At 48.2% G+C, this 17,848-nt stretch carries 12 protein-coding genes; 7 read left to right on the top strand and 5 right to left on the bottom strand.

Features of this window, described 5'->3' with window-relative positions:
- The first annotated feature begins 287 nt into the window (after nt 1–287).
- Both pflB and pflA read left to right on the top strand, forming a co-directional pair.
- A complete protein-coding gene (gene pflB / locus HMPREF2551_RS07150; protein ID WP_049348204.1) occupies nt 288–2,573 on the top strand; it encodes a formate C-acetyltransferase in 2,286 nt (761 codons plus the stop codon).
- Nucleotides 2,574–2,712: 139 nt separating this feature from the next.
- Entirely contained in the window at nt 2,713–3,519 is an 807-nt protein-coding gene (gene pflA, locus HMPREF2551_RS07145; protein WP_070838663.1) for a pyruvate formate lyase 1-activating protein, read from the top strand.
- Between the two features lie 65 nt (nt 3,520–3,584).
- On the opposite strand, the gene HMPREF2551_RS07140 is transcribed toward pflA, so the two are convergent.
- Nucleotides 3,585–5,297, bottom strand: a complete 1,713-nt coding sequence (locus HMPREF2551_RS07140; protein ID WP_070838661.1) for a proline--tRNA ligase — start codon at nt 5,295–5,297, stop codon at nt 3,585–3,587.
- 496 nt (nt 5,298–5,793) lie between these two features.
- Between HMPREF2551_RS07140 and fghA the strand changes: the two genes are divergently transcribed.
- A complete protein-coding gene (gene fghA, locus HMPREF2551_RS07135; RefSeq protein WP_070838133.1) occupies nt 5,794–6,642 on the top strand; it encodes an S-formylglutathione hydrolase in 849 nt (282 codons plus the stop codon).
- Between the two features lie 95 nt (nt 6,643–6,737).
- Here the strand turns inward: fghA and recA are convergent, their stop codons facing one another.
- The 3 genes from recA to HMPREF2551_RS07120 all read right to left on the bottom strand — a co-directional run bounded on the left by recA (nt 6,738) and on the right by HMPREF2551_RS07120 (nt 11,934).
- Nucleotides 6,738–7,784, bottom strand: a complete 1,047-nt coding sequence (recA, locus tag HMPREF2551_RS07130; RefSeq protein WP_070838131.1) for a recombinase RecA — start codon at nt 7,782–7,784, stop codon at nt 6,738–6,740.
- Nucleotides 7,785–7,931: 147 nt separating this feature from the next.
- Nucleotides 7,932–9,224: a 3-phosphoshikimate 1-carboxyvinyltransferase gene (aroA, locus tag HMPREF2551_RS07125; protein WP_070838129.1), complete on the bottom strand. Its 1,293-nt coding sequence runs from the start codon at nt 9,222–9,224 to the stop codon at nt 7,932–7,934.
- A gap of 145 nt (nt 9,225–9,369) precedes the next feature.
- Nucleotides 9,370–11,934, bottom strand: coding sequence for a glycoside hydrolase family 66 protein (locus tag HMPREF2551_RS07120; RefSeq protein ID WP_070838127.1), 2,565 nt, complete (start codon nt 11,932–11,934; stop codon nt 9,370–9,372).
- Between the two features lie 319 nt (nt 11,935–12,253).
- Here HMPREF2551_RS07120 and cysG point away from each other — a divergent pair, with 319 nt between their 5' ends.
- Nucleotides 12,254–13,651, top strand: a complete 1,398-nt coding sequence (cysG, locus tag HMPREF2551_RS07115) for a siroheme synthase CysG (protein ID WP_070838126.1) — start codon at nt 12,254–12,256, stop codon at nt 13,649–13,651.
- 53 nt (nt 13,652–13,704) lie between these two features.
- Here cysG and HMPREF2551_RS07110 read toward each other — a convergent pair whose 3' ends face one another.
- Nucleotides 13,705–14,310 carry a CoA pyrophosphatase gene (locus tag HMPREF2551_RS07110; RefSeq protein ID WP_070838125.1) on the bottom strand — a complete coding sequence of 202 codons (606 nt, stop codon included), beginning with the start codon at nt 14,308–14,310 and terminating at the stop codon, nt 13,705–13,707.
- 175 nt (nt 14,311–14,485) lie between these two features.
- On the opposite strand from HMPREF2551_RS07110, the gene HMPREF2551_RS07105 reads away from it, so the two are divergent.
- The 3 genes from HMPREF2551_RS07105 to ispE are packed head-to-tail and all read left to right on the top strand — an operon-like array spanning nt 14,486 to nt 17,846.
- Complete coding sequence (locus HMPREF2551_RS07105; protein WP_070838123.1) at nt 14,486–16,348, top strand: tetratricopeptide repeat protein; 1,863 nt, start codon at nt 14,486–14,488, stop codon at nt 16,346–16,348.
- A 56-nt stretch (nt 16,349–16,404) separates the two neighbouring features.
- Nucleotides 16,405–16,989, top strand: a complete 585-nt coding sequence (gene lolB / locus HMPREF2551_RS07100; protein ID WP_070838121.1) for a lipoprotein insertase outer membrane protein LolB — start codon at nt 16,405–16,407, stop codon at nt 16,987–16,989.
- 8 nt (nt 16,990–16,997) lie between these two features.
- Nucleotides 16,998–17,846, top strand: a complete 849-nt coding sequence (gene ispE / locus HMPREF2551_RS07095) for a 4-(cytidine 5'-diphospho)-2-C-methyl-D-erythritol kinase (RefSeq protein WP_070838659.1) — start codon at nt 16,998–17,000, stop codon at nt 17,844–17,846.
- Nucleotides 17,847–17,848: the final 2 nt, after the last annotated feature.

Raw genomic sequence — 17,848 nt, 5'->3', positions numbered from 1 at the left:
AGGCCGTCTGAATATTTCAGACGGCCTTTATATATGCAATGCAATAAAAATTCAGCCCTGAAAGACGTCTGTCTTCAGGGCTGAATTTTGTATTTTACGCCGTTTTGAAGTACGAATGTTTGGAAAATGAGATGTAGTGCCAAGTAACAATTATTCTCATTGACGTAAATCAAGAAAAACCAAATCTGTAATTTTATTTCACAAAAACCCCTGTAAATAAATGGGTATTGATGTTATCCTTTCAGAAAATTTACAGTCTATATTTTCAATAAAATTAGGAGCTTGATATGTCAAATGATGTTCAGCAACGTCCTGCCGCTTGGGAAGGTTTTGTCGGTGGCAACTGGGAAACCAACGTAGATGTCCGCGATTTTATTCAAAAAAACTACACGCCATATGAGGGTGATGCTTCATTCTTAGCACCTGCAACCGAAGCCACAACCAAGCTGTGGGCGGAAGTGATGGAAGGCATCAAGGTTGAAAACCGTACGCACGAGCCGTATAAAATTGACGCGCAAATCGTCTCCGGCATTACCAGCCATGCTCCAGGCTATATCGACAAAGATTTGGAAACTATTGTCGGCCTGCAAACAGACGAGCCTTTGAAACGCTCGATCATGCCGTTTGGCGGTTTGAAAATGGTGCAAGACGCGTGCAAAGTGTACAACGTTGAGTTGAATCCCGAAGTCAGCGAAATTTTCACCAAATACCGCAAAACCCACAACCAAGGCGTATTTGACGTTTATACGCCCGACATCCGCCGCTGCCGCAAATCAGGCGTGATTACCGGTCTGCCGGATGCTTATGGCCGTGGCCGTATTATCGGTGACTACCGCCGCGTGGCATTGTACGGTATCGACTTCTTGATGAAAGACAAACTCAACCAGTTCAACTCACTGCAAGCCGATTTGGAAAACGGTGTGGACTTGGAAGAAGTCATCCGCCGTCGCGAAGAAATCAACGAACAATACAAAGCCTTGGGTCAAATGAAAGAAATGGCGGCTTCTTACGGCTACGACATTTCCGGCCCTGCAAAAAATGCACAAGAAGCCATCCAATGGACTTACTTTGCCTACCTTGCTGCCGTTAAATCTCAAAACGGCGCAGCGATGTCCTTTGGCCGTGTGTCTTCGTTCTTGGATATTTACATCGAACGCGACCTGAAAAACGGTGTGATTACCGAAACCCAAGCGCAAGAATTTATCGACCACTTGGTGATGAAACTGCGTATGGTCCGTTTCCTGCGTACGCCCGAATACGACCAACTCTTCTCCGGCGACCCGATTTGGGCAACTGAATCCATCGGCGGTATGGGCTTGGATGGTCGTACCTTGGTAACGCGCACCAACTTCCGCGTGCTGCACACCCTGTACAACATGGGTCCGTCTCCTGAGCCAAACATCACCGTATTGTGGTCAGAACAACTGCCGCAAGGCTTTAAAGAATTCTGCGCCAAAGTATCCATCGATACTTCGTCCATCCAATACGAAAACGACGATTTGATGCGCCCTGACTTCAACAGCGACGACTACGCCATTGCCTGCTGCGTCAGCCCGATGGTGGTCGGCAAACAAATGCAGTTCTTCGGCGCACGCGCCAACTTGGCAAAAACCCTGCTGTACGCAATCAACGGTGGCGTGGACGAGAAATCTAAAGAGCAAGTCGGTCCGAAAACCGAGCCGATTATGGACGAAGTTTTGGACTACGACACTGTCTTTGAGCGCATGGACAAATTCATGGATTGGTTGGCAACCCAATACGTTACCGCGCTGAACATTATTCACTACATGCACGACAAATACAGCTACGAAGCCGCGTTGATGGCGTTGCATGACCGTGACGTGAAACGCACTATGGCTTGCGGTATCGCCGGTTTGTCTGTGGCAGCCGACTCATTGTCCGCCATCAAATACGCCAAAGTGAAACCGATTCGCGACGAAAACGGTATTGCCGTTGACTTTGAAATCGAAGGCGAATACCCACAATTCGGTAACAACGACGACCGCGTGGACGACATCGCCTGCGACTTGGTGGAACGCTTCATGAAAAAAGTGGCCACCCACAAAACTTATCGCAACGCCACTCCAACTCAGTCTGTGTTGACCATTACTTCCAACGTTGTTTACGGTAAGAAAACCGGTAATACTCCGGACGGCCGCCGCGCAGGAGCTCCGTTTGGTCCGGGGGCAAACCCAATGCACGGCCGCGATGTCAACGGTGCAGTCGCTTCATTGACTTCCGTAGCCAAACTACCATTTGAGTTTGCTAAAGATGGTATTTCCTACACCTTCTCTATTATTCCTGGCGCGTTGGGTAAAGACGAGCATTCCCGCGAACGCAACCTTGCCGGTCTGATGGACGGTTATTTCCATCATGAAGAAGGAGAAGTGGAAGGCGGCCAACACTTGAACGTCAACGTATTGAACCGAGAAACTTTGGAAGATGCGATGCATCATCCGGAGAAATATCCGCAGTTGACCATTCGCGTGTCCGGATATGCGGTTCGCTTCAACTCGCTGACCCGCGAACAACAGCTTGACGTGATTACCCGTACGTTTACTGAAACCATGTAATCCGGGTGGCGAAACAAACCAGAAGCTAAATTTACATTTGGTTTGTTTTGAAACAAAGCTCCAAGGCCGTCTGAAATGTTCAGACGGCCTTTATTATCGTACAATTCACATCAGCAAAATTATTTTTGAGCCGAACATTATGTCCACGACTTTTGCGATCACTCCCGAGCCGGAACTGAAAAACCTTGGCCACCGCCACTATAACGGCAAAGGCATTATTCATTCGATTGAATCTTGCGGCGCTGTCGATGGTCCGGGTTTGCGCTACGTGCTCTTTTTGCAAGGTTGTCTGATGCGTTGCCTTTATTGTCATAATCGCGATACTTGGGATTTGCATACCGAGCAGGCGCAGGAATTGGATGTGGCAATTGTAATGAAGCAGGTCATGACCTATCGCCATTATTTGCGCGCGACAGGCGGAGGCGTAACGGCAACCGGCGGCGAGCCGTTATTGCAATATGAGTTTGTGCGCGACTGGTTTACGGCCTGTCGGGAACACGATATCCATACCTGTCTCGACAGCAATGGCTATGCTTTGCACTATGATTCGATTTTGGATGATTTGCTCGATCATACCAATTTGGTCATGCTCGACTTAAAACAAATCGATCCTGAAATTCATAAAGTACTCGTCGGTATTCCCAATACTAAAACGCTGAAATTCGCGCGTTATCTTGCCGAACGCAATCAGCCGACACGGGTGCGTTATGTGGTTGTTCCCGGTTATACCGATGATGAGCGGTCGGCGCATTTATTGGGCGAGTTTATCGGGGATATGGACAATGTCGAAATGGTCGAGCTTTTGCCGTATCACGAATTGGGCGCACACAAATGGGCTTTGTGCGGCGACGAATACAAATTAACGGGCGTACATCCGCCGCCTAAAGAAACCATTTTAAAAATCAAAGAAATATTAGAGAGTTACGGAAAAAATATTATTTATTAAAACAGAAAAAGGCCGTCTGAAACGAGATAATCAGTTTCAGACGGCCTTTTTATCATTGAAAAAACTTAATCGTTCAATGCGGTCAAAACCTTGGCGACAACTTCTGATACTGCAACGGCTTGAGCCTGATTGTCACGGCGCTCGGCATATTCGACATTGCCTTCTTTTAAGGCGCGATCGCCGATAACGATGCGGTGAGGGATGCCCAACAGCTCGGAGTCATTCAGCAAGACGCCTGCACGTTCGTCGCGGTCATCCAGCAATACATCCGTACCTGCGGCCAAAAGCTCAGCATAGATTTTGTCGGCGGCTTCGCGTACGGCATCTGATTTTTTGTAGTTCATCGGCACGATCACAACTTCAAACGGCGCCATTGCTTTGGTCCAAACAATGCCTTTTTCGTCGTTGTTTTGCTCGATGGCGGCGGCCACAACGCGGGTAATACCGATACCGTAGCAGCCCATTTCCATGATTTGGGATTTGCCGTTGTTGTCCAAGAAGCTGACATTCATGGCTTTGGTATATTTGTCGCGTAATTGGAAAACGTGGCCGACTTCAATACCGCGTGCCAGTTTCAGACGGCCTTGTTCGTCAGGACTGATGTCGCCTTCGATGACATTGCGTAAATCGACAAATTCAGGCTCGGCGGCATCGCGGCCGAAGTTGAAGCCGGTATAGTGGTAGTCGTCTTCGTTCGCGCCGATAACCCAGTCTGCACCTTTTTCGGTGGCGAAATCGGCATAGACTTTGCCTTTGAAGCCGACAGGGCCGAGTGAGCCGCCGTTTGCGCCGAACTGTTCAACAATCGCGGCAGGACTTGCCATGGTCAGCGGTGATTTCACGCCGGCCAGTTTTTCCGCCTTAATATCGTTAAACTCATGGTCGCCACGCAACAGCAGCAGGACGAGTTCGCCTTCGTTTTCGCCTTCAACCACGATGGACTTGAGGGTTTGTTCAACCGGAATATTGAGGAATTCAACCAAAGACTCAATAGTTTTGACGTTTGGCGTATGTACTTTGGTTAATTCGGCCTGCGCGGCGGCGCGTTCGCCTTTAAGCGGCAAAGTCGGTGCCAGCTCGATATTGGCGGCGTAATCGGAAGTATCGCTGTATGCAATGACGTCTTCGCCGCTTTCAGCCAATACTTGGAATTCGTGAGAGCCGGTACCGCCGATGCTGCCGGTATCCGCGGCAACAGGACGGAATTCCAAGCCCAAACGGGTGAAGATACGGCAGTAAGCGTCATACATATCTTGATAGGTCGTCTGAAGCGAGGCATAGTCGGCATGGAAGGAATAAGCGTCTTTCATGACGAACTCGCGCGCACGCATCACACCAAAGCGCGGACGCACTTCATCGCGGAATTTGGTTTGGATGTGGTAAAAGTTTTTCGGCAGTTGTTTATAGCTGTTGATTTCTTTGCGCACGATGTCGGCAATGACTTCTTCGCAAGTCGGACCCATGCAGAAATCGCGGTCGTGGCGGTCTTTCAGGCGCAGCAGTTCTTTACCGTAAAACTCCCAGCGGCCGGATTCCTGCCACAGCTCGGCAGGTTGTACCACCGGCATCAGCAGCTCCACGCTACCTGCGCGGGCCATTTCTTCGCGCACGATATTTTCAACTTTGCGCAATACACGCAGGCCCATCGGCATCCAAGTATAAAGACCGGATGCATTGGCTTTGATCAAACCGGCACGAATCATCAGCTTGTGGCTGGCAAGTGCGGCTTCGGCAGGGGCTTCTTTCAGGGTAGAAATGAAGAACTGGGAGGCTTTCATGGCGTATTTTTCTTTCTTAAAAATAAGTGTGTATTGTAACGCAAAATGTATGGCCGCGTGTCTTTTGAATGGCATCTGATGAAATAGGCCGTTGTTTTACGCAGCTTTTGATTCGGGGTGATTTTTAGGGATGTCAACCCTAATTTATGCACAAAGCCGCATAACCTTGTTTTACCTATAAATTTTCACTGTATGATTATAGTAAAATCTTATAAACATAACTATTTGATATTATTGAATTTTATTTGATTAAATTTTAGTCAATTTAAGACTTGGTTTGTTCCTAAAGAAAATTTTACGATTACCCAAAGCTTATCAACAGATTTATCCACAGAGATTGTGTATAGATTTTAAATGCTGTCGGCGTAATGATTTCGCATGATTGGCAAGCCTTGATTAAAGCGGATTTGGTCGCCTTAAAAAGATGGGGCAACAACACGATGGGCGGGTTTTGCGCTAACATTCTGCTTATTGTTGTTTCCTTACAAGGAATAAAATGAAAAATTCAGAATTGCATTTGCTGGAACGCAGAAAGATGTTTAACGGGCATCAGGAACGCTACCGCCACTTTTCTCAAACCTGCCGGACGGATATGGTATTTGATGTCTATCTGCCGCCACAAGTTTTAAAAGGTTATCCCGCGCCTGTTTTATATTTTCTTTCCGGTTTAAATAGTGATGGTTCTGAATTGGTTCAGCAAAGCGGAATCCAACGTTTTGCGGCGCAATGGAATATTATTGTGGTTTTTCCGGATACCTCGCCACGCGGTCAGCATGTTGCCGATAGTGAAGAACATTATCTTGGACAGGGCGCCGGATTTTATGTCAATGCAACTGAAGCACCTTGGGCGCAGCATTTCCAAATGGAAAGCTATATCAGCCAAGAATTGCCTGATTTGATCGAGCATCATTTTCCGGTAACGAAAGAGCGCAGCATTGCAGGTTTCAGCATGGGCGGGCATGGCGCGCTGCATTTGGCTTTGAAGCATCCTGGCCGATATGCTGCGGTTTCTGCCTTTGCGCCTTTATGTCATCCCATCGATACGGAAGGCGGCAGGCAGGCGTTTTCAGCTTATTTGGATCAAAACGTAGAAACATGGAAACGCTATGACAGTACAGATCTGCTTCAGACGGCCTCGCATAAATTGCCTGTTTTGATTGATGTCGGCAGCGAAGATGCTTTGTACCCTGAAGTCTTGCAACCCGAAGGGTTCGTCTGCTCAGCACGAGAAAAAGGTTTCAATATCCAATATAAAGTCCGTCCGGGCTATGGCCATGATTATTTCTTTATTGCCAGTTTTATCGATTCGCATATTGAGTTTCACGCTCAGGCATTAGGGCTTTAAACTATATTAAATAAAAGGCCGTCTGAAATCCGATTAATGGTTGGATTTCAGACGGCCTTTATTTGGTCTTTTTTGACCTTTAATTTTAAACAGACTTATTCTTCAGGACGTTCGCCGTCGGTATCGTCCAATTTGCCTTCGGTAATATCGACATTGATACCGACTGCCGCACGGATTTTGGCGTCGATTTCATTGGCGATATCAGGGTTTTCTTTCAGCCAAACGCGTACATTGTCTTTACCTTGGCCGATTTTTGCGCCATTGTAGCTGTACCATGCGCCGGATTTTTCAACGATGTCATGTTTGACACCCAAGTCGATCAATTCGCCTTCCCAGCTGATGCCTTCGCCGTAAAGAATATCGAATTCGGCTTGACGAAACGGAGGGGCAACTTTGTTTTTGATGATTTTGACTTTGGTTTCGTTACCAATCACGTCATCGCCTTTTTTAATCTGACCGGTACGGCGGATGTCGAGGCGGACAGAGGCATAGAATTTGAGCGCGTTACCGCCGGTCGTGGTTTCAGGGCTGCCGAACATCACACCGATTTTCATACGGATTTGGTTAATGAAAACAACCAATGTATTGGTGCGTTTGATGTGGCCGGTCAGTTTGCGCAGGGCTTGGCTCATCAGGCGGGCTTGCAGGCCGACGTGGCTGTCGCCCATTTCGCCTTCGATCTCGGCTTTAGGCACAAGTGCCGCTACGGAGTCTACAACGACCATATCGATACCGCCGGAGCGTACCAAGGTATCGCAGATTTCCAATGCCTGTTCACCGGTATCCGGTTGGGAGAGATAGAGTTCTTCGACTTTTACGCCGAGTTTGCGGGCGTAAATCGGGTCAAAAGCATGTTCGGCATCGATGAATGCGCAAATGCCGCCATTTTTTTGGCATTGGGCGATGGCTTCGAGACAGAGTGTGGTTTTACCGGAGGATTCCGGGCCGAAAATTTCAACCACACGGCCGCGGGGCAGACCGCCGACGCCGAGCGCCAAGTCCACGCCGAGGGAGCCGGTGGAAATAACATCAAGGTTTTCTTCCTGTTGGCTGCCGTCCATTTTCATGATGGAGCCTTTGCCGAAGTTTTTTTCGATTTGGGCAAGGGCGGCGGCTAAGGCTTTGCTTTTTTCGTCTGACATGTTTTCTCTCCGAAAGGAAATATGAATCGCTAAGAATTTATTTAGCTATTATCGCACAAATTAAGAAAAAGTATAGTTTTATTTTTATTTTTCAGACGGCCTGTGTTTTTTGTATGCAACAGGCCGTCTGAAATGTTGAATAATCAATCAGTTGGTCAATGATGCAAAAACTTGGAAATAGTCGGGGAAAGTTTTATGCGTACATTTCGGGTCGTTGATGATGACGGGGACGCCCAAAAGCGAAACCAGCGAGAAACACATGGCCATGCGGTGGTCGTCGTAAGTATCGATGACGGCATCGGGGGTAAGTGTTTCGGGCGGCGTAATATGGATGGCTTCGGCTTCTTCAACGACTTCTGCGCCCAGTTTGCGCAGTTCGGTTGCCATGGCGGCGATACGGTCGGTTTCTTTGACGCGCCATGAGCCGATATTACGCAGGGTGCAGGGTTGTTTGGTGGCCAATGCGACGATGGCCAGAGTCATGGCCGCATCTGGAATATGGTTGGCATCCAAATCAAAAGCCTGAACCTTACGCTCGGCAGGACGGGAAATTTCTACAAAATTTTCGCCCCAAATGACATCTGCGCCGATTTTCTCCAATTCACGCGCGAAGGCAACGTCGCCCTGGATGCTGTGTGCGCCGATGCCAGTTACGCGGATGGGTGTACCGGCAATCAGGCCTGCGCCCAAGAAATAAGATGCGCTGGAGGCATCGCCTTCTACATATAAATGTTCGGGCGCATGATATTTGGTACCGGCCGGGATTTTAAATACACGGTAGTCTTCATTGATGATGTCCACACCGAACTGCGCCATCAGCTTGAGCGTGATGTCGATATAAGGTTTGGAAATCAACTCGCCTACCATGTGGATTTCAAATGCTTGTCCGGTCAAGGGCAAGGCCATCAGCAGGGCGGTCAGGAATTGGCTGGAAACATTGCCTTTAATCGGAATAACGCGCTCGCCGTTGTCTTGGCGTTTGCCGATCTGAAGCGGAGGGTAGTTTTCATTGCCCAAATATTGTACGTCCGCGCCTGCAATGCGCAATGCGTCGACCAAATCGCCGATGGGGCGTTCGTGCATACGCGGTACGCCATGCAGATGATAGTTGCCACCCAAAACGGCAAGTGCGGCAGTCAAGGGACGGAATGCCGTACCGGCATTGCCTAAAAACAAATCGGCGGATTGGTTGGGAAAGCGGCCGCCGGTGCCATGAACTTTCAGACGGCCTTCAGGTAAAGATTCAATTTGCACGCCGAGTTTGTCGAGTGCTTCAAACATTCGGTCGGTATCGTCGGATTTGAGCAAAGAATGGATTTCGCAAACGTTGTCGGAGAGTGCGGCCAAGAGCAGCGTGCGGTTGCTGATGCTTTTGGAACCGGGCAGGGCAACGGTGGAGGGCTTGAGTGTAGAAGCGGGCAGGCGGATGGATTCGGTCATGGCTAGACTAAGCTCGTTTGAGTTGTAAATTAGACCGATATTATACGCAGGCAAAGGCTGTCTGAAAAATGGAAGTGGCGTTGCAGGCAAGAAAAGCCGGACTCTTTTTGAAAGTCCGGCTTTGGGATGCTCGATATTTTAATGGTTAACCTAAAATATGCATTAACTGGTCAATGTTGAACGTACCTTCGTCAAAGCGGAATTCGCTGACTGAGGGGATTTTTTGACCTTGGGCGTCGGTATGGATGTCGGCATATTGGTGGTCGATGGTAATGAGGTCGTTGTGATTGTTTTCGCCACGAATGGTGATGTTCCAAGTCGTGCCGTCTTTTTCGGTAACCGTTTCGAGCGACAGATCCGAGAGGGAAATGCCTGCGCCGAATTGGATGGCGTTTGTGCCGTGATGGTCGAAAATGGTGTCATGGCCTTCGCCGCGATTGAATACATAGGTATCGTTACCTGCTTCGCCGTGCAATATATCGTCCCCTAAGCCGCCGAACAGTGTGTCGTTGCCTGCGCCGCCGTGAAGGATGTCGTTACCTGCTTCGCCCAACAAGGTATCGTTACCGGCGCCGCCATACAGCGTGTCGTTGTCTAAACCGCCGTTCAGATGGTCATTGCCACCGCCTCCGTAGAGAATATCGCTGCCGGCATCGCCGTTGATAACGTCGTCGCCTGTGCCGCCGGACAATTTGTCATTGCCGTTGCCGCCGTGAATCTCATCATTGCCCCGATTGCCGTAGATGATGTCTTCGCTTTCAGTACCTTTGATATGGTCGTCGGCGTGGGTGCCGTTGAATGTGGTTTTGCCGTCGGCAAAGGTTTGGCTGACGCTTGCCTGCCCTAAATTGCTGACATAAAGCATATCCCAGACATCCAGGCTCGGTACGGTGACTTCCAGTGCCACCGGTTTGCCGTTTTCATAGATGACGGAAGATTCCAATGTGTGCATGGATATATCGTCTGAGTCGGGGGAAGCCAGTTGTACGATGGCTTGCTCGGCCTGTTCTGCGCTGATTTCCATATCAAACGGGATTCTGACTTTAGGGTTGTCGAGTTTCAGTGTGTGGTGGTTGGAGCTGTTCCAATTGGTGTCTTTGTCGAGGCCTGCGAGATTGATTAATTGGACAACTCGGCCGCCGTCTGCGGTGGCTTTGGTCCATGTATAAACTTTGCCTCCTTCGCCTGAGGTGGAAGTCATGTTGTAGCCGTCGGATGCTACGATGGAGGCATGACTGTCTTTGAGTTCAACCAAGCCTTCGCCACGAAGCAGCTCCTCATAGGCGGTAATGAATTGTTGATAGTTGAATTCTGATTTGGCCAGGGTTTCGTTGGTTTTGAGCGTTTGAGCAGGATAGTATGGATCTTGCAAAATACCAAAACCATGTGCGTTTTTATCCGGGTGGTTGTTTAATGCGGCAACAGTCATGTGGTAGCCGCCACTCGCTGCGATAACGGCATCGACCAGCAATTCGTTGTCCGGATTGAGTTCGGAAGCATGATCTTCCGGGTGGGTATCTTTTTGAGTATAGGCGGCAATAATCGGGGAAACGTGATTGTAATCGTACAGACGGCCTACCAAGCGTTTAAGCTCGGCATAGTTGTGGTTTTCATAATGGGTATTTCCGGCTGTATCTTTAAAATCGCGCGGCCAGATTTCTGAGTAAGGAACATCCATGCCGGTGGAGGATAAGACATCGGCCCTGCCTGTGCTGATGTCGTTGATCATATAAGTTTGACCGTAATCGTGTAACTTTTCCGCAGCCGCGGCTGACAAATCGTCATAACCGTCAGACATTCTGAAGTTTTCAGTCTTTTGGCCGTTTTGTATTTTGTAAACGAGGTTATCACCCATGGTATCGGCCTGCCAGCCGTCAAAGCCGCCTGTTTTCAGGGCTTTGATCATGGTGTTGACGATATAGTTTTGCCAGCTTTTGTCGGCAGGGTCGACGAATTGCTGTACGGATGTCTTGGTCTCTGCACCTGCTTTGCCGAAGTTGGAATGCTCTTGGGCATTGTAGAGTTTGACGTTATTTAAAATTTCTTTGATGGCCGGGTTATCGAGTTCGTCATTGGAGGTGGCGTTAAGCATATTGTAGAGCATGGCACTGCCGCCTTTTTCGTGAATTTTGTTCACGAGGTTTTTAATCAGTAGGGTATCGATTTGGGGAGGGTTGGGTTGGCCGTTGTTGACAGCCCAAGTCGCCCATTCTTGCTTGAAGCTGTTGACGTTTGGAAATGGATTGGAGGTTGTGTCGTACACATCATAGAAGAAATAATTGTTGATGTGCATTTGTGCCAGTTGCTCGATATTGTTTTGATAGCCTGCGAGCTGGTCATTGGTCATGGAGTTGTTTCGTTCTGCCGAATTATCGTTAGACCCCGCCACTACGCCATAGCGGGGAAAAACGGTCCAGTCGTCTTCGACAGACAATCCCAGGGTTTTGCTGGTGTGGTTGCCGGTGTTGTCAACGGTCTCTACTTTGACGACGTAGCCTGAATTGGGTGAAAAAATATCGGAAGAGAGTTTGACGGAGGTTGCGTCCAGATGATCCAATTTTTGGATTTCCGTCCCTAAATGGCTGACGGTAACAGAGGTGATTTTGTCTGTCTTATTGGAGATGTTCAGAATAACATCATCGCCGTTGGTATAGGCTGCCTTGTTAAAGAGAATAGTCGGTAAAGGGGCTGTTTTTGCTTCAGTTGTCATGCTGTATATTCGCTTCTAAATATTATATTTTGAAATTGCCTTAACAAATTAATATCACTTAAGTTGTTGATATGGATAATTGTTAAGACTTTTTAGTAGGCAGCGTGGAAAATAAGTTCCCCGTTTGATAGCAAATATCTAAAATAATTCGGGTTATGATTGAAATTCAAAAAGGCCGTCTGAATGTTTTGTTATTCGAAAGACGGTTTTTTCAGACATATAACCAAACACCATAAGAAAATCAGAAACCATTCTTTCCTATTTTTTCAGACGGCCTTTAATATCGGCGGACAATCATTGATAAAGCAAGAACACGACCATGAGCCATTATCCTTTGTTTGCCGATTTGAAAAACCGCCCTGTTTTGCTGGCAGGTGCGGGCAAGGTTGCCGAGCGCAAGGCGGAAAGCCTGTTGTCTGCCGGAGCGCGCGTGCGCGTTGTTGCGGAAACTTTGAATCCTCAGTTTCAGCAATGGGTGGATGAAGGGAAAATAGCTTGGCTGGGCGGCTTGTTTGAAGAAGCCATGCTGGACGAGGTGTATTTCGTTATTGCGGCGACGGATGACGGTGTGTTTAACCGCCGTGTTTTTGAAGCGGCGGAACGACGGGCGAAATTGTGCAATACGGTGGATACGGCGGACTTGTGTTCGTTTATCGTGCCTGCCGTGGTGGATAGGGGGCCGTTGAAGATAGCCATATCCAGCGGCGGTACTGCGCCTGTATTGGCGCGGAAATGGCGGCAGATTATCGAGACATTGATTCCGCTGCATACGGGCACGATGGCGCGTATTGCCGGCAAATGGCGCGAGAAGGTTAAGCAAACGCTGAATAATGTCGAACAACGCCGTTATTTTTGGGAAAAGTTGTTTGACAGCCGTTTCGGTATTTTTGCGGCTCAAAACAATATCGAAGCGGCGGAACGCGAATTGATTACGCAGTTAAACCGGGAAACGCCGTTTGGCGGCGAAGTGGTTTTGGTGGGCGCAGGGCCGGGCGATCCTGGCTTGTTGACCATACATGCTTTGCAGGCGATTCAGGCTGCGGATACCGTGTTTTACGATGCTTTGGTGTCGGATGAGATTTTGGCGATGGTGCGTAAAGATGCGGTGAAAATCAGCGTGGGCAAACGCGCTGGCGCGCATCATGTCCAGCAGGAAGAAACCAACCGTCTATTGGTTGAACACGCTCAAAAAGGCGAGCGCGTAGTGAGGTTGAAAGGCGGCGATCCTTTTGTATTCGGGCGTGGCGGGGAGGAAGTGCAAACCCTGCATCAGGCCGGAATTGCTTACCGCATTGTGCCGGGCATTACTGCCGCGCTTGGTGCCACTGCTTATGCCGGTATTCCGTTAACCCATCGCGATTGCGCACAAAGTGCTCTATTTGTGACCGGCCACAGCAAACACGAGGGCAATCAGCCTGATTGGCAGACTTTGGCTTTAAGCCGCCAAACGTTGGTAATCTATATGGGGACGCTTAAAGCGACCGAGATTGAGGAAAAACTGATGGCTTATGGCAGACAGCCTTCTACGCCTGTCGCTGTGATTTCCAATGGGACTTTACCGCATCAAACCGTGCGGACAGGCCATCTGAAAGATTTGGGCTTGTTGGCTGCCGAAGCGGAGCGTCCGGCTTTAATGGTGATTGGCGAAGTGGTCGCCCTGCGCGATGAGATGAAATGGTTCGGAGAAGGTATCGAATATTTCGAAGAAGCCGCGTAAAGAGAATGGATTAAATCAGGCCGTCTGAACATTGGTTTTCAGACGGCCTTGTCTTATTTAAAAGCTTGGCAATATTGCTGATAACGTTCTGCCAGTCCGTATAGGATGAGTGCGGTCAGACCCCAAATGTCGTAGCGTTGGAAAGGCAGGGCGGGGAGGGCGAGGGTTTGATTGTTGTGATGAAGTTGGCGGAATGTGTAGTTTTGCAGGTTTAAGGCGAAGTCCAAAGGCAGATAAAAAATTTCTGCTACTTCGTCGGGATTGGCTTTGGGGTTGACGGGCTGGACGCAAATTGCCGGAACAGGTGTAACACGATAGCCGGAAGGCGTGTCATAAAAGGGTAGCGGCGTAAAAGTCTGCCATACGGTAATCGGAATGGCGGTTTCTTCATAAGCCTCTCTTAACGCCGTTGCCGTTAGGCTGTCGTCTTGGGCATCTTTGCGACCGCCGGCAAAGGCAATTTGCCCGGTGTGCTGCCTTAAGGTCTCGGCCCTTTTGGTCAGTAAGATTTGCCACATTCCTTCATGCAAGACAATACCGACCAAAACGGCTGCTTCTTTGACCGTGTGGGCGGTAAATAATTGATTGCGCTCTGCTTGCATACGGCTGCTGAAGTGTGAAGCTTGAGTGAGGAAATGGATAAGTTGGTCGGTATTCATTTTTGGCGCTGATCGTTTTATGCAGATGAGGATTACACAAGGTTTACGGTTACCGTGTCAACAAAATAGGGTGCGTGTGTTACAGTTATGCCTGAATGATAAATAAAGCTTTGCGTCTGTTCTGCAAGTGCTTAGGCCGTCTGAAAATGTCGGCAGGTTCTCAAAAAGGATAGTTATGTTGTTTTCCCCATCCCGTATTCAAGTAGCAGCTGCGGCTGTCATGATGTTGTTTGCTGCACAAACTTTTGCCGCGCCCGGCGATTCAAATACAGTTTTTGAATCGGCTAAGATTATTAAAAAGAAAAGCCGTGCCGACCGTTTTTCTCCTGAAGAGCGCGAGCAGGAGCGGATACGTCTGTTGGGTATACAAAACCGCACTTCGCAGGTTTTTACTTTGTTAAATTCAGAATTGGCCCTGCAAAAGGGCGATGCGGCTTCTGCGCTGTTTACTTATATTTTGACTTTGCATCGCACCAAATCTCCCGAAGTGGCCGAACGCGCTTTGGAAATGGCGGTTTCGTTAAACGCGTTTGAACAGGCTGAAGCCATTTACCAAAAATGGCGCGAGATCGAGCCGGAGCCTGGTGAAACACAAAAGCGTATGACTTGGTTGCGCAATTTGCTGCTGGGTAAAGCCGATAAGAATTTGAGCGGATTGGACAAGGTGATTGCCGGCGGTAGTGAAGATGAGCAAAAGCGCGTGTTCCTGCTTTTGGCACAAACCGCAGCCCAACAGCCGAATCTGACCAGTGATGCGGTCAAGCAAGTGCATAAAACGGCATTGAATTATAAAGACTTTCCAGAAGCGGCGATTGCGGATGCAATTTTTAGTGCAAAAGACGGTCAAAAGAAACATGCTATTGCGGCATTGCAGAGATTGGCCAAGTTGGACAACGAAATTCTGCCGCCGACTTTTGTTACTCTGCGTCTGATGGCGCAACGGCATCCTGATATTTTGGACGGCTTCTTCAAAGAGACAGACACCAAAACCTTATCTCCGATTTGGCAGGAGTTGGATATCGCCAATTTGATCGCTCATGGTCAAAATGATAAGGCATTCAAGCGGTTGCAGACTTTGTTGGAAGAAAATCCCAACCCTGATTTGTATATTCAGGCCGCCTTATTGTCAGCGAGCAAGCCGGAAAATATTTCTGCGGTAAACAGTTATCTGGAAAAGGCTTATAAAGTCGGTACGGAAGAGCAACGCAGCCGTGCGGCGTTGATTGGTGCAGTTTCTTATAATGATGTTGAAGAATTGGCCAAAGCCAAACAATGGCTGGATAAGGTAACGGCTACGGCTTATACATTTGATAAAACCATTTTGGCCGCTTCCATCGAAGCCAAACAGGGCAACCATAAAGAGGCTTGGGCTTTGGTGCAACGCGCACAAAAAATGCCCGAGCAAAGAGGACGTTATTTTGAAGCTAAGGATTTGTTGAGTACGGCTTTGTTCGTATTGTCTAAAAATACCAATCTTCAAGAATCGTTGAACGCTTTGAACAGCTTGGTAAGTTCCACCGAAAAATCCTTGAAAACCCAAGCTTCTCCCGAGCTGCTTGCCAATGTACTGTATCAGCGTTCGATGGTGTATGAGAAGCTGAATCAGCCAGGCAAGGCGATTGCCGATTTGCGCCGTGTGGTAGAGCTGTATCCGGATAATCCGCACGGTTGGAATGCTTTGGGCTATACCTTGCTATCCAATGGCAAGGATTTGGAAGAAGCATTTAAAATGGTTCAGACGGCCTATCAAATGGAGCCGGAAAGCGCAGCCATTAATGACAGTGTGGGCTGGGCTTATTATCTTAAAGGCGATGCCCAAATGGCTTTGCCGTATATCCAATATGCCTACGAAAAAGAACCTGAAGCCGAAGTTGCGGCGCATTTGGGCGAAGTCCTATGGACGCTTGGCGATCAAGAGAAGGCCAAAGAAATCTGGAATGACGGCTTGAAACGCGGAAGCAATCTCCGAGTATTGAAAGAGACAATGTCCAAATTCGGTATAACATCTGGCAAACCGCATACTCAAAAACACAAATAAAACCAAAAGGCCGTATGAAAAGCGTTTGATTTCAGGCGGCCTATGAAGGAATATCCATGAATTTAAAACAATTATCATCGATTGCAGTCTTATTGCTTTTAGCTGCCTGTGCGCAGCCAAACTTGCCTCAGCAAAACAGTTGGCAAGCGGCCGAACAGGTGCAGGATTTTAGCGCAGACGGTCGCTTGGCTGTTAAAGTGGAAGGCAAAGGCTCTTATGCCAATTTCGACTGGACGTATCAAAATGCGGTTCAAACCATTGATGTGAATACACCGTTGGGCAATACCGTAGGCCAACTGTGTCAAGATAGCGAAGGCGTATTGGCAGTAGACAGTAAGGGTAAGGTTTATCAGGCGGAAACGGCTGAAGAATTGAGCAGACAGCTTTTGGGTTTTGCTTTGCCGGTTCAATATCTGCATATTTGGGCAGATGGCAAACGCGTTGCCAATGCGCCATACAAAATTCTGCCTGACGGCCGTCTGGAGCAGTTTGACTGGACGATATCGCGCACTTTAAATAGTTCGGGACAGCCCAAAACGCTACAACTTGAAAATGCCAAGTTTAATATCCGCTTAGTGTTCGACACGGTAAACCACTCTTTGGATAAAAATGGACAAACCCGATGCGCAGCACGCAAATAGAGGATAACATGTCTGTTTCAGCGGAAATCCAAGCCTTTCCAGCGCCGGCCAAATTAAATTTGGATTTGAGGATTACCGGACGTAGGAGCGATGGTTATCATAACTTGGAAAGTATTTTCTGTTTGATCGGCTTATATGATACCGTTCATCTGAAAATGCGTACCGATGGGCAAATTATTCTGCATACGCCGGTTGAAGGGCTTAAGCCTGAGCAAGACTTGACTTATCGGGCGGCTAAATTATTACTGCCTCATGCAAGCGTGCCGCACGGCATTGAAATTTGGTTGGATAAAGTGATTCCGACCGGCGGAGGCTTAGGCGGCGGCAGCTCCGATGCAGCCACGGTCTTAATGGTTTTAAACCAATGGTGGCAATGCGGTTTGAGCAGGCAGCAACTGATTGATTTAGGTGTAAATCTTGGTGCGGATGTTCCTTTTTTTATTTTTGGCAGAAGTGCTTTTGCCAAAGGCGTGGGTGAGAAACTGGCTGAAATAGATGTTCCTAAACAATGGTATGTTATCGTTAAGCCCCCCGTCCATGTGGCAACCGCTAAAATTTTTGCACATGAAGGCTTGACACGGGATTCCAAACCCAGCATAATGCCGACTTTCCAATCATTACAGCCGTTTCAAAATGATATGCAGGCGGTTGTATTTCAGGAATATCCTGAAGTTTGGAAGGCTTATGTTGAGTTATCCCAATATGGTTATGCGTTAATGACCGGTTCCGGGGCTTGTTTGTTTATAGCAAGTGAATCTCATCAAGAAGCAAATACAATTTACCAACAGGTTTCTCAATCATATGAAGCTTATTGTGTGGAAGGATTAGATATTCATCCACTGTTTCATATGATTTAGTA

The sequence above is a fragment of the Neisseria sp. HMSC066H01 genome, from assembly GCF_001837375.1.
Taxonomy (GTDB): domain Bacteria; phylum Pseudomonadota; class Gammaproteobacteria; order Burkholderiales; family Neisseriaceae; genus Neisseria.
The sequence above is the reverse complement of the archived record's forward strand: the minus strand, read 5'-3'. Positions and strand labels throughout refer to the sequence as shown.

Coding starts and splice junctions, on each gene's coding strand:
- pflB (WP_049348204.1), top strand. CDS start 288: ATGTCAAATGATGTTCAGCAACGTCCTGCCGCTTGGGAAGGTTTTGTC.
- pflA (WP_070838663.1), top strand. CDS start 2,713: ATGTCCACGACTTTTGCGATCACTCCCGAGCCGGAACTGAAAAACCTT.
- HMPREF2551_RS07140 (WP_070838661.1), bottom strand. CDS start 5,297: ATGAAAGCCTCCCAGTTCTTCATTTCTACCCTGAAAGAAGCCCCTGCC.
- fghA (WP_070838133.1), top strand. CDS start 5,794: ATGAAAAATTCAGAATTGCATTTGCTGGAACGCAGAAAGATGTTTAAC.
- recA (WP_070838131.1), bottom strand. CDS start 7,784: ATGTCAGACGAAAAAAGCAAAGCCTTAGCCGCCGCCCTTGCCCAAATC.
- aroA (WP_070838129.1), bottom strand. CDS start 9,224: ATGACCGAATCCATCCGCCTGCCCGCTTCTACACTCAAGCCCTCCACC.
- HMPREF2551_RS07120 (WP_070838127.1), bottom strand. CDS start 11,934: ATGACAACTGAAGCAAAAACAGCCCCTTTACCGACTATTCTCTTTAAC.
- cysG (WP_070838126.1), top strand. CDS start 12,254: ATGAGCCATTATCCTTTGTTTGCCGATTTGAAAAACCGCCCTGTTTTG.
- HMPREF2551_RS07110 (WP_070838125.1), bottom strand. CDS start 14,310: ATGAATACCGACCAACTTATCCATTTCCTCACTCAAGCTTCACACTTC.
- HMPREF2551_RS07105 (WP_070838123.1), top strand. CDS start 14,486: ATGTTGTTTTCCCCATCCCGTATTCAAGTAGCAGCTGCGGCTGTCATG.
- lolB (WP_070838121.1), top strand. CDS start 16,405: ATGAATTTAAAACAATTATCATCGATTGCAGTCTTATTGCTTTTAGCT.
- ispE (WP_070838659.1), top strand. CDS start 16,998: ATGTCTGTTTCAGCGGAAATCCAAGCCTTTCCAGCGCCGGCCAAATTA.